The sequence below is a fragment of the Pseudomonas sp. WC2401 genome, from assembly GCF_041200115.1.
Lineage (GTDB): Bacteria > Pseudomonadota > Gammaproteobacteria > Pseudomonadales > Pseudomonadaceae > Aquipseudomonas > Aquipseudomonas fragi.
Genome location: NZ_CP165623.1, coordinates 61,186 through 73,070 on the forward strand (window position 1 = coordinate 61,186; position 11,885 = coordinate 73,070).

General features: G+C 61.9%; 6 protein-coding genes. 1 reads left to right on the plus strand and 5 read right to left on the minus strand.

Features of this window, described 5'->3' with window-relative positions:
• Positions 1–737: 737 nt before the first annotated feature.
• Positions 738–5,627, minus strand: coding sequence for an alpha-2-macroglobulin (locus tag AB3G35_RS00275; RefSeq protein WP_369782207.1), 4,890 nt, complete (start codon positions 5,625–5,627; stop codon positions 738–740).
• A gap of 262 nt (positions 5,628–5,889) precedes the next feature.
• On the opposite strand from AB3G35_RS00275, the gene AB3G35_RS00280 reads away from it, so the two are divergent.
• Positions 5,890–7,233, plus strand: a complete 1,344-nt coding sequence (locus AB3G35_RS00280) for an MATE family efflux transporter (protein WP_169869364.1) — start codon at positions 5,890–5,892, stop codon at positions 7,231–7,233.
• A 78-nt stretch (positions 7,234–7,311) separates the two neighbouring features.
• Here AB3G35_RS00280 and speA read toward each other — a convergent pair whose 3' ends face one another.
• The 4 genes from speA to AB3G35_RS00300 form a co-directional block, all read right to left on the minus strand.
• Positions 7,312–9,231, minus strand: a complete 1,920-nt coding sequence (gene speA / locus AB3G35_RS00285) for an arginine decarboxylase (RefSeq protein WP_016783400.1) — start codon at positions 9,229–9,231, stop codon at positions 7,312–7,314.
• A 208-nt stretch (positions 9,232–9,439) separates the two neighbouring features.
• On the minus strand, positions 9,440–9,811 hold the full coding sequence (locus tag AB3G35_RS00290; RefSeq protein ID WP_016783399.1) for a translation initiation factor Sui1: 372 nt from the start codon (positions 9,809–9,811) through the stop codon (positions 9,440–9,442).
• A gap of 310 nt (positions 9,812–10,121) precedes the next feature.
• Positions 10,122–10,655 (minus strand): NUDIX hydrolase, encoded by a 534-nt coding sequence (locus tag AB3G35_RS00295; RefSeq protein ID WP_134050991.1) that lies wholly within the window; start codon positions 10,653–10,655, stop codon positions 10,122–10,124.
• Positions 10,656–10,658: 3 nt separating this feature from the next.
• The gene (locus AB3G35_RS00300) at positions 10,659–11,726 is read right to left on the minus strand and encodes a DUF2333 family protein (RefSeq protein WP_315249381.1); all 1,068 of its coding nucleotides are present in this window, start codon (positions 11,724–11,726) and stop codon (positions 10,659–10,661) included.
• Positions 11,727–11,885: the final 159 nt, after the last annotated feature.

The following is an 11,885-nucleotide window of genomic DNA, read 5'->3' on the forward strand; positions in this document are numbered from 1 at the left end:
CTTACGGCGAGTCCCTTTTTGAAGGACCAAAGAGGAACCAAAAAGTCCTCGCCCTACCATACGGCCGACTCGCCAAGGCTCGCCGATTCCCTCTCTCCGGCACTGTTATGGGGGCACGCCGCGACGGGCCATCCATGGCCCATCGCGGCTGGCGCGGCGTCCTGCCGCGCCACCCCCATAACAGCACCTGCGTTCGGCCTTCTGTGAGGGGCATTCGCGTCGCCTGCACAATCGAGTGGTCACAACAAAAGCAAAAGCAAAAAACTTAAACAACACCAATCCCTTGTGGGAGCGGGCTTGCCCGCGATGGCAGCACTTTGTTCCTCCAGATAGAACGAGGTGCCTGCATCGCGGGCAAGCCCGGCTCCCACAGGGAAATATGTCGGTCGCAAATCCTGCATTCAAACAGGCCGGCCGGTCGGCCGCCTCAGAGGCATTTGATCTACCCGCCCCATCGGGAGGCCGAGAGGAGGTTCTGCGCAGTGGGCCTCCCGGCATGGATGCCGGGAGAGCCGCGATGGGCCATGGATGGCCCGTGGCGGCGTGCCCACGGAGCGGGACCGGAACGAGGGAACCTGAGCGCAGCGAAGGCCGGACGCCAGGGGCAAGCCTTTTTGGTTACTTTTTCGGCGTCTGGAAAAAGTGACTCGCCGTAAGGGCGAAACCAATATCCCGTTTAAACGCGAATGCCGCATATGTACCCGCAACACCAGTTAAACCCTTCAGCAGCCACACACCTAACGCCCCTTGATCACCATCTCCCCCACCGTATCCCCCACCGCCTGCCAGTTGGGCCGGTACATCGACTCCACTTGCGGCGGCGGCACGCGGTAGCTGCCCGGGGTCACGGCCCGGGCCAGGTACAACAGGTGCGTGGTGCCATAGCCATCCAGTTTCAACGCCGCCACATAACGGTCATCCCGATATTCCTGATGCTGCACGCTGGCATTCTGCATCGACTCACGCCATTGCTTGACCTGGCTACTGGCGTTCTCAAGGCTCGCCGCGCTCTGGCCCAGGTTCTGGTTTTCCAGTTCTAGGCCCGCAGGCAGCAAGTCGACCACCAGCGCATCCGGCACCTGCTGTTTGGCCGTCACGGCCAGATGCACCAGAACCAGATCACCGCTTTGCAGCGCCTTGATGTCCAGCGGCTCACCGTTCATGCCCAGGTAATCACGACGAATGCTCATGTTTTCGCCACCCGCGGCCGGGGCCTGCTGTGGATATCCGGAAATCGTCAACTGTTGATAAACCGGCACGCTGCCTTCGTTGCGCAGGGTCACGGGCGAGGCCAGCAACGGCCCGTCGAGCTTGAGACCCGAGCTGGCATTATTCAGTTCGCGAATCTGGCCGCCACTGCTGAGTTGCGCTGACCAGTCAGCCTCAGGCTTGCCCAGCAGATCACGACCGGCGAGGAACAGCGAGTTGCGCTCCTGGGTCGACAGCCACGGGCTTGCCGCCAGTTGATCGGACAGGTCGAACAGACGTTGTTCACGCTGGCCGCTCATCAGGTTGTTCTCTTCCAGCAAGGCCAGAATCAACGCCTGATCACGCAGCGGGCTGCCGTAGTCGCCCAGCCACTGATCAGCCTTGCGCGTCGCAGCCAACCCCGCCACCAGTGCCTGGTCAGCGCGTGGTTGATCGCCCATTTTTTGCAGGGCAATCGCCAACTGCACCAGCGGCAAGCCGGAACGGGCATCGCTGCGCCGCTCAAAAATGCTGCGCAACGCGCCCAGCGGCGCCTGTTGACTACGCGCCAGCACCAGCGCCGCATAAGCCTGTACGGCAAAGCGGGTGTGGTCGAGGTTGTCGCTGTAGTCGGCCTCGATCAGGTTGCGTTCCTGCACATAACGCAGCAACCGTTCACTGGCCTTTTTCAAGGCCTCGGGCGGGACCGCGTAGCCCTGTTCGCGGGCGCGCAACAGGAAGTCGGTGATATAAGCAGTGAGCCAGTACTCCTCCTGACCGTCCGCGCCCCACAGGCCAAAGCTGCCGTTGTAGCGCTGCATGCCCAGCAGGCGTTCGATGCCCAACTCGATCTTGCGTTTGCGTTCGGTGTCCGGCTCACCTTCAAGGCCCAACCGCTGCAACAGTGCAGCATCGGCATACAGCGCCGGGTACAGGCCGCTGGTGGTTTGCTCGGAACAGCCATACGGGTAAGCCTTGAGCGCACGAATCTGCTCGCCAAGGTTGAGCGGCGGACGGCTCGACAGGCTCAGCAGGGCTTCGCGCCCGGCCGGTTCAAAGGCTTGCAGCTCGGCGTCCGGCAAGCTCCACGGCTGATCGTTGAGCACCGTGCGGTAGTGCCTGAGCAAGGCTGGGTACGCCGGGCGCACGCCCAGCGTCCACTCGCGGGTAAAGGGTGCCAGGGTCTCGCCTGGCAGCTCCAGGCCGCTGACCGTCACCTTGACCTGACCACTGCCATACCCCCCCAGCGCCTTGACCGGTATGTGCAAGGTACTACGCTGGCCGGGGCTCAGGGTCACGCTTTGGTTCGTATCCGCCAGCAAGCTCAACTGGCCTTCAGTATTGAGTTGCACGCGCAGCGTTTGCGCTTTGTCAGTGAGGTTGGACAGGTCCAGCGCCAGCCTGGTCTCGTCGCCACCCGCCAGAAAGCGCGGCGCGGCCAGCTCGGCCACCAGTGGCGCGGCGACCACGGTCTTGCCTTCGGCCATGCCGTAGCGATCGTCGGTCCAGGCTTGTGCCATCAAGCGCAACTCGCCGTTGAAGTCAGGGATATCCACACTGACTACACCCTCGCCCTGCTCGTTGAGCGTCACCGGCGCGCTTTGCAGCGCCACGATGGTCACGCTGGTGGCTGGCCGCTTGCCGCCCTTGGCCAGCGCTGCATCACCGCCGAACGCCAGGCTGGCAAGACGGCCCTGCCCGGCTTCGATCAATTGCCCGTAGATATCCAGTTGGTCGGCACCGTAAGCCTTGCGCCCGAACAGGCTGGTGAACGGGTCGGGGGTTGGGTAGTCAGTGATATTGAGCACCCCGACATCCACGGCAGCCAGCAACACATGGGCCTGTTTGGGGATACTGCCATCAGCGTTTTTAGCCGAAAACTTCACCGTCAGCGGTTGCTTGGGGCGCATTTTCTCAGGGGCATCGAGCGTAAGTGCCAACTTACGCTGGCTGCGGTCGATCGGCAGGTGCAGCACCCCTACGGCGCGCTTGGGCGTGATATTGGTCTTGCGCTCACCAGGGCGAATCACCAGCGCGCTGACATACAAGTCATGGCGTGCCCAGCTTGGGTCAAGCTTGATATCGAATGCCTTGCCCTCGGCTGGCACCTCGATCTCCTGCCACCACAACGGGCCATCGCTGCCTTCGACCAGCAAGTAGCCCTTGCCAGCTGCAGGGGGCGTCACGGTGACCTTGGCCGTATCGCCATCGGCATAGGCGGCCTTGTCCAGCGCCAGCTTGACCTGGTCAGGGCGCACGGCACCGCCTTCGGCGTTGTCCTGGGCACGATAACCGGCCCAGAAGCGCAGGCTGCTGATCAAGCCGGTTTGCGGGTCTTCGACTTCAACACGGTAAGGGCCCCACTCCACCGGGAAGCTGACCTTGGCGGTTGCGCCCGCCTTGAGGCTGAGGGTTTCTTCGTTGAGGTTCAAAAACTTCTCGTTGTAGTGATAGCTCCAGCCGTCGTTGTCCGAGTAGTTCCAGTAGTAATCGCGGCGTTCACGCACCAGGCGCACCTTGAGGTTGTCGGCCGCCAGCTTGTTGCCCTGGCTGTCAGCAACCAGCAGCTCAAACTCAGCCGGGCCGTCGCCATCGGTTTCAGTGCCGTCAAACAGGCCGCGCAGCCCCGGCAGACGCTCTGCCGGCCATACCGGCTGCACCAGGCGCCGGGTAATCGGACGCCCGCCGGACTCCTGCAAACTGGCCTGTACGATCAGTTGCAGCGGTGACCTGGCATCGCTCCACTGGCTGTCGATGCGCAGGGTTTCCTTGCCTTCGGCGTTGAGCACGCTTTCATCCAGCTCCAGATCCTGAGTCAGCTCCGGCTCTGTCACCGAACCGAACTGATAGCCCGGCAACGCGTTGACCGCTTCGCGCAACGGCCGCACATAGACCTGACCGCTCAGGCGGTTACCGGCTGCCGGAGCGCCGTACAGGTAACGCCCGGTTACCTGTACCTCGGCGGTTTGCTCAGGGCTTAGCGGCGTGTCGCTGCCTTTAAGCTCCAGGGCCATGCGCTCCGGCAAGAAATCTTCGACCAGAAACTCATACACCTGCGGCTTGCCGTCACCAAAATCGAACACCAGTTGCCAGCGCCCGGTCGGCGCTTCGGCGGCCAGTTGCAGCGGGTATTGATACAGGCCCGAAGCGTCCGCTGACCAGACAAACTTGCGGCTGACCTGCTCGTCCGGGCGGCGCACTTCAACACTTACAGGCTGCGGCTTGACCGGATTGCCATCGCGATCACGCAGCAGGGCATTGAGCAGCACGGTCTCGCCGGGGCGATACAGATCCCGCGGGCCAAATACAAAGAACTGCAACGGATGCGCCTGCGGGCCGCCGATATCGAATTCGGCCAGATCCAGCGCCGCCGTGTTCAAGCGCAACAGGCTGGTTTGATCGCCCTGGCGTGCTACCAGCACTTCGGCCTTGGGCGGCAAGGCCAGTTCGGCGTGACCGTCCTTGCCGGTCTTGCCCTGGCCCAGCATGCGCCCCTTGCCGTCGAGCAGTTCCAGCTCGACCCCGGCCAGGGCACTGCCGCCTTCCAGGGCCTGGGTGAACACATCCAGGCGCTTCTGATAACGATGCACGGAAAGGCCGATATCGCTGAGGGTAAACAAGGTGGCAGGAGTGGAATAGTTGTAACTGCCCGACGCGGTCATCACCGCCAGGTATACGCCCGGCTGCTGCAAGGGCTTGATGCCGGCCGTTGGCAGGATCAGGGTTTCCCGGGTATTGCGTGCCGGATTCAAGTCAAAGCGCCCGGCGTATACCAGATCAGCCATGTTCAGCAGGTCTTTGGCTTCGTAGCTCTGCAGGCTGCTGTTGCGCCCCCACTGGCTGAGAAATGCCGGCAGCGACTCGGGTTTGACCCGGAAGAACTCGACATCGACCTTGTCGACGTTCAGCGCGATGACCGGCAAACCTTCCGCCAGACGTGTGGGCAGCAGATTGCCGCGGCTGGCGAAACCGACCGTGGGTTGCAGATCACGGGTTTCGAGGCGGCTGACGTACTCGGCGGCCAGTTTGGCGTCGTTGACCGCACGCAGGCCGGGGTCAACGGTGAGGATCAGTTTGCGCTGCGGCTCAAGGTGGCGCAGGCGCAGCTCCATCAGGTTGTCCGACAGCTCCCAGGCACCATCGACCTTGCCGGTTTTGGCGTCTACCAGGTGTAGTTTGTCGGCAAAGTTCTGCTGCGGGTCCAGCGGCACCGAGAAGCTCACGGACAAGGTGCTGGCCCCGTCCAGTTGCACCTCGGAGACATCCACCACATTCAACTCGCGCCCGGCATAACGCTCGGCCAGCACCTTGACGTCCTGTACCGGCTTGGCGGGCTGGGTGGCGGTAACTTGTGGCGCGGCGGGTTTGTCGACGCTGGAAGAATCACAAGCGCTCAGCAGCGCCAGTGTGCAGGCCAGAAGCAGTCCTTTGTTCAGCATGGTGTACTCGTTTACTGGGCAGATAAGGGCGACTATATAACAGCCGGTGGCGGACCACAGGCGCACTGGTCAGAAAGCCCCCCTCACCCTAGCCCTCTCCCGGAGGGAGAGGGGACTGATTGGGGGAAATTTTAGAATCTCTGCAATCTGAAAGTATTGAGCTGAACCCAGGATCGACTCGGCCAGCCCCCTCGCCCTTCGGGAGAGGGTTGGGGTGAGGGCAGGCTTTGCGGCTACAATCGCGCTCCCCAAAGGAGCCTGCATGTCATCTTCCCTTCTAGCCGACTGGCGCGATCGCCCAACCCATCGCCGGGTATGGGCGCTGGCGGCGCCCATGATCCTGTCCAATATCTCCGTGCCGCTAGTCGCGTTGGTCGACAGTACCGTCATCGGCCATTTGCCCCATGCCCACCAGTTGGGTGCCGTTGCCGTGGGCGCCAGCCTGTATATCTTCCTGGCCTGGATGATGGGCTTTTTGCGCATGGGCACCACCGGCTTCGCCGCGCAAGCTGCCGGGCGCGGTGATGGCACCGCTCTGCGCCAGATTCTCCTGCAGGGCCTGTTGCTCAGCGTGCTGCTATCGATGCTGCTGGGGGCCATCGCGATTCCTTTCAGCGGCGTGGCCCTGAGCCTGATGCAGCCTTCCACCGAACTGCATGCCTTGACTCTGGAGTTCTTCCACATCCGGCTGTTCGGCCTGCCCGCCGCCCTGGCCAGCTACGCACTGGTGGGCTGGTTTCTGGGCACACAAAACGCACGCGCGCCGCTGGCGATTTTGCTCACCACCAATCTGGTCAATATCGCCCTGAACCTGTGGTTCGTCCTCGGCCTGGACTGGGGCGTGGCCGGCTCGGCCCGGGCCTCGGTGATTGCCGAGTGGAGCGGCGCCCTGCTCGGCCTGTGGCTGACCCGCGGTGCGCTGCGCCGATTCCCCGGCACACTGGTGTGGGCCGCCTTGCGCGCCTGGCATAACTGGCAGCCGCTACTGGGGGTCAATCGCGATATTTTTATCCGCAGCCTGATGCTGCAGTTGGTGTTTTTCTCCATCACCCTGCAAGGCGCCCGCCTGGGCGATGCCACGGTGGCGGCCAATGCGCTGTTGCTCAACGGCCTGCTACTGGCGGCCCATGCCCTGGACGGTCTGGCCCATGCTGTCGAGGCGCTGTGCGGGCATGCCATTGGCGCCCGTGACCGTCAGGCCTTGCGCCGTTCGATGGTCGTGGCCTGCGGCTGGTCGCTGCTGGCCAGCCTGGGGTTTGCGTTGTTGTTCATGTTCGGCGGGCATCTGTTTGTACAAATGCAGACCGATATCCCCAGCGTGCGCGAAACCGCATTCCAGTACCTGCCGTATCTGGCCCTGCTGCCGCTGATTGCGGTGTGGAGCTACTTGCTCGACGGCCTGTTTATCGGTGCCACCCGCGCCCGGGAAATGCGCGATGCGATGGTCATCAGCGTGGTCATCGCCTTCCCCGCCGCCTGGGCCCTGCACGGCTATGGCAACCACGGCCTGTGGATAAGTTTCCTGCTGTTTATGGTGCTGCGCAGCCTGACCCTGGCCGTGTATGCATGGCGCATGCAGCGCAAGGACCAGTGGTTCGGCGCCTGATCCTGCGGCCAAAAAAAACGCCGGCGCGTGCAATGCACGCGCCGGCGTTTTTCAGTCAGCACTGAGGCCCGGAGGCGATCAGTGGCTCGACAGGTACGACGAGCGGGTCAGGCCCAGGCGCAGTGCGTCGAGGTACTGGGTACGCTCCTTGGCACTGATGCTGGCGCTGGCCACTTTGTCACGGTAGTGGTTCATCAACTCCTCGGGCGACAAGTGCACGTAGCGCAGCATGTCTTCGATGGTGTCGTGGGTCTCGATACCGGCGTGGTACACGCTGCCGTCTTCGTTCTGGTAGATGTTCACCGAGTCGGTGTCACCGAACAGGTTGTGCATGTCACCGAGGATTTCCTGGTACGCGCCCACCAGGAAGATACCCAGCAGGTAGTCTTCGCCTTCGTTAAGCCCGTGAACCGGCAGGCTGGTCTCGATGCTCTGCTCATCCACGTATTGCTTGATCTTGCCGTCGGAGTCGCAGGTCAGGTCTTGCAGCACGGCACGACGCAGCGGCTCTTCGTTGAGACGATGCAGCGGCAGGATCGGCAGTACCTGGCCAATCGCCCAGGTGTCCGGCAGGCTCTGGAATACCGAGAAGTTGCAGATGTACTTGTCGGCCAGCTTGTCGTTGAGCTCGTCCAGCACCTGACGATGAGAGCGCTGACGCGCTTTCAGCGAGTTGTGCAGGCGACGGCACACGGCAAAGTAGCACTGTTCGGCCAGGGCTTTTTCCGCCAGGGTGATTTTGCCATCGGCGTACTGGGCAGCGATATCGCTCATGTAGTGCGTGGCGCGCCAGTAGGTTTCGGTGACCATCTCAATGTCGGTCGGGCCCAGCAGGTCCACCAGCCACTGCACGGTTTCTGGCAGGCTTTCCTTGTTTTCGATGACCGGCACGTCGTCGTTGTGTTTCTCGACGTCAGTCACTTGCACCACCAGCATGGCGTGGTGCGCGGTCAGGGAACGGCCGCTTTCGGAGAAGATATGCGGGTGCGGCAGGCTCTGCGCGTCGCAGAATTCCTTGAGCATGCCCACAACCACACCGGCGTAGTCGTCCATGTCGTAGTTGATCGAACTGGCGTTGCGCGAGTGGGTACCATCGTAGTCCACACCCAGGCCGCCGCCCACGTCGATATGGTCAACCGGCAGGCCGAGGTTGCGCAGTTCGCCGTAGTAGCGGATCGCTTCCTTGAAGCCGTGCTGGTAGTCCGCCAGGTTGGCGATCTGCGAGCCCATATGGAAGTGCAGCAGGCGGATGCCCTGATCCAGGCCCGCCGCACGGAAGCGCTCAACCACCGACAGCAGTTGCGCGGCCGACAGACCGAACTTGGATTTTTCACCGCCGGTGTCAGCCCACTTGCTCGACGCCAGGGACGACAGGCGCACGCGCAGGCCGACCTGCGGCTTGACCTTGAGCGAGGCCGCTTCTTCGATCACCAGGTCTACTTCGGATTCTTTCTCGATCACGATAAAGACGTTGTGACCCAGCTTCTGGCCCATCAGCGCCAGGCGGATAAACTCGCGGTCCTTGTAACCGTTGCAGACAATGGTGCCGCCCTTGGGTGCCAGGGCCAGTACGGCCAGCAGCTCGGGCTTGGAACCGGCTTCAAGACCGATCGACACGTTCTTGGTGGCGATGATGTTTTCGATCACCGCTTCCTGCTGGTTGACCTTGATCGGGTACAGGGCGGTGTACTGGCTCTGGTAGTCCAGGCGCGCGATGTTGGCATCGAACGCGCCGGTCAACTGGCGTACACGGTCTTGCAGGATATCCGGGAAACGCACCAGCAACGGCAAGGACAAACCGCTGGTCTTGCGCAGTTCGTCGACCTGCTCGTACAGATCGATGGGCGAGCTGTTCGGGCCGTTCGGACGGACTTCTACGCGACCGGCTTCATTGATCGCGAAATACCCGGCCCCCCAATGGCGAATCCCGTAAACACTGCGGCTGTCCGCAACTGTCCATTGGCTGCCATCGTCTTTGCGTGTGCGTCGTACGGACATCGAAGTCCCCTATAAATAAGTCAAATAGCCCAGCCTGAAAGCAGGCTGGCGCAGTCTAAAGTGTGAAAGTGACGATTAGTCAGACCCTGACAACAGCGCCGAGTTTAGAAACCGGTGATAACAGGCTCTGTGAAAACCATGGCAAGCGCGCCCTGGCCAGCCCACGAGGGGCGCCGGAGCGGCGTTGCGGTGGCTTTCACAGAGGCTGCTAGCCGCCGGACTTCTTGGCCTTGAAACCGTGCTTGACCAGTTCGGCCAGCAGCAGCTCGACGTGATCGCCCTGAATCTCGATGATGCCGTCTTTCAACGCGCCACCGGTGCCACAGCGTTTTTTCAACGTCGTGGCCAGTTCCTTGAGTGCGTCTTCAGCCAGCGGCACGCCGGTGATGGTGGTCACCGTCTTGCCGCCACGGCCTTTGCTTTCGCGACGCACGCGGGCGATGCCATCACCTTCGGGGATCAGGGTTTGTTTGCAGGTACAGGCGTCCACCGGCTGGCGACAGTCCGGACAGTGACGACCTGCGTCGGTGGAAAATACCAGGCCACCCAGGGCGGCGAAGGATGCGGCTTTTTTGGCCACCGGCAATCCTCATTCGGAGGACAAATAATTGGCCGGTGCCTGACGCTGTTGCGCCAAGGTGTACCGACCGCGAAGCCCCACTCTGGCAGGGGCAGCGCAACTCAGGGTGGAAACCCGCCTGAGCCTGAAAAAGGTCGCGCAGTGTAACGACAAAATCGCTGCATCCCAATAGCCAATCGGCGGCATTTTCTAAAGCGCCAGCCACGAACTTGTGGGAGCGGGCTTGCTCGCGATGGGATCGCAGCGGTGCAACTGAAAAACCGGGTCGCCTGAATCGCGAGCAAGCCCGCTCCCACAGGGGGAATCAACGTCAGCCCTGGGCCAGATAGCGCTTGAGCGCATCCAGTGAGTCAGGGCAGTAGTCCCGCTGCATACTCAGGCGCAGCGCCTCGGCCACCGGCATAAAACACGCTTGCTGGACTTCTTCAGGTTGCACCTGCAACGGGCCGTCCCACACCGCTGAAAACACTGCGCACCACAGATGGTTTTGCGGAGCCTCAAAGTAAAAGCGCTCATGGGCCGTCAGCGGCACACCACTCACACCCAGTTCTTCGGCCAACTCACGGGCCGCCGATTCGGCGTAGGTTTCATTCACCCCGACCATGCCGCCCGCCGCTACATCCCAGAACCCCGGGTACAGCGCTTTGCTCAGGGTGCGTTGATGCACGCACAGCTCCCCGGCAGAGTTGAACAATAAAATGAAAGTGCCGCGCCCGATCAGGCCGCGCTCGCGCAGTTCATGGCGGGGCAGGCCGCCCAGCAAGCGATCATCGCGATCGACCCAGGCAACTTGTTCGACATCAGAGGCCGCACGGTGTGCGGCCTCCAAAGCTGAAATAGCCATCGCTTAGCCTTGCGACAGCAGTTGGCGCAGGTCCATGACCGCGGCGTTGGCGCGGGAAATGTAGTTGGCCATGACCAGCGAGTGGTTGGCCAGCACGCCATAGCCGCTGCCATTGAGGATCATCGGGCTCCAGACCGGTTCCTGCGCTGCTTCCAGCTCGCGAATGATCTGACGCACGCTGACCGTGGCGTTTTTCTTGGCCAGTACATCGGCAAAATCCACTTCGATGGCACGCAGCAGGTGCGACAGAGCCCAGGCCTGACCGCGTGCTTCATAGAACACGTTGTCGATCTGCATCCACGGGGTTTCGACCACTTCCTCGTCCACCACCGGCACCTGGCCCGGTTGCAGGCTTTCGGTTTTCAGCGCGCTGTTGAGCTTGACCCGGCCCACGCTGGCCGACAGGCGTTGCGACAGTGAGCCCAGACGGGTGCCCACATCGCCCAGCCAGTTGTTCAGGTTATCGGCGCGGGCATAGAACAGGGCGTTTTTCTGATTCGGGTCAGACAGGCGCGCCTGATAACGACTCAGGGAATTGATGCCTTCCTGGTATTCAGATTCGCTGGACGGCAGCATCCAGCTCTTGTTGTCGAAGTTGAAACGCGGTTCGGCCTTGGCCAGATCGGCATCTTCAGCCGACTGTGACTGCGAACGGGCGAAGTCTTTGCGCAGGGCACGGGTCAGGTCGCGCACCTGTACCAGCACGCCGTATTCCCAGCTCGGGATGTTGTCCAGGAAGATGCCCGGCGGAAAACGGTCATTGGACAGGTAGCCGCCCGGCTTGTTGAGCAAGGTACCGGCCACGGTCTTGAGGGTTTCGACGGTGGTGAAGCCCGGCACCATTTGCTTGCCATCTTTTTCAGCCGCCAATTGTGCGTTTTGCTGCACCGGGAACAGGTCAGGTTCCTGGCTCCAGTACCAGCCCAGGCCCAGGTTGACCACGATAAAAATCGCCACCAGCACCGCGATGGAGCGGCTCAGCAGGATGCTTTTGAAATAGCCACGCGACTGTGTTTTGGGCTCTTTGACCGATTCGCGGGCTGTGCCCTCACGTTTTTTCCAGTCCAGCATGGCTATATCCTTTCATCTGCTTGATTCAACGGTTCGACCACAACCCTAACCCATCGTGCCTTGCATGCACGCTTTTTATCTCGGGGGGCCACTACGCCCGGCACTATAGAACAAGCGCGCAGGTGATGGGCAATATGGCTGCCCCACAGTTAATTTCAA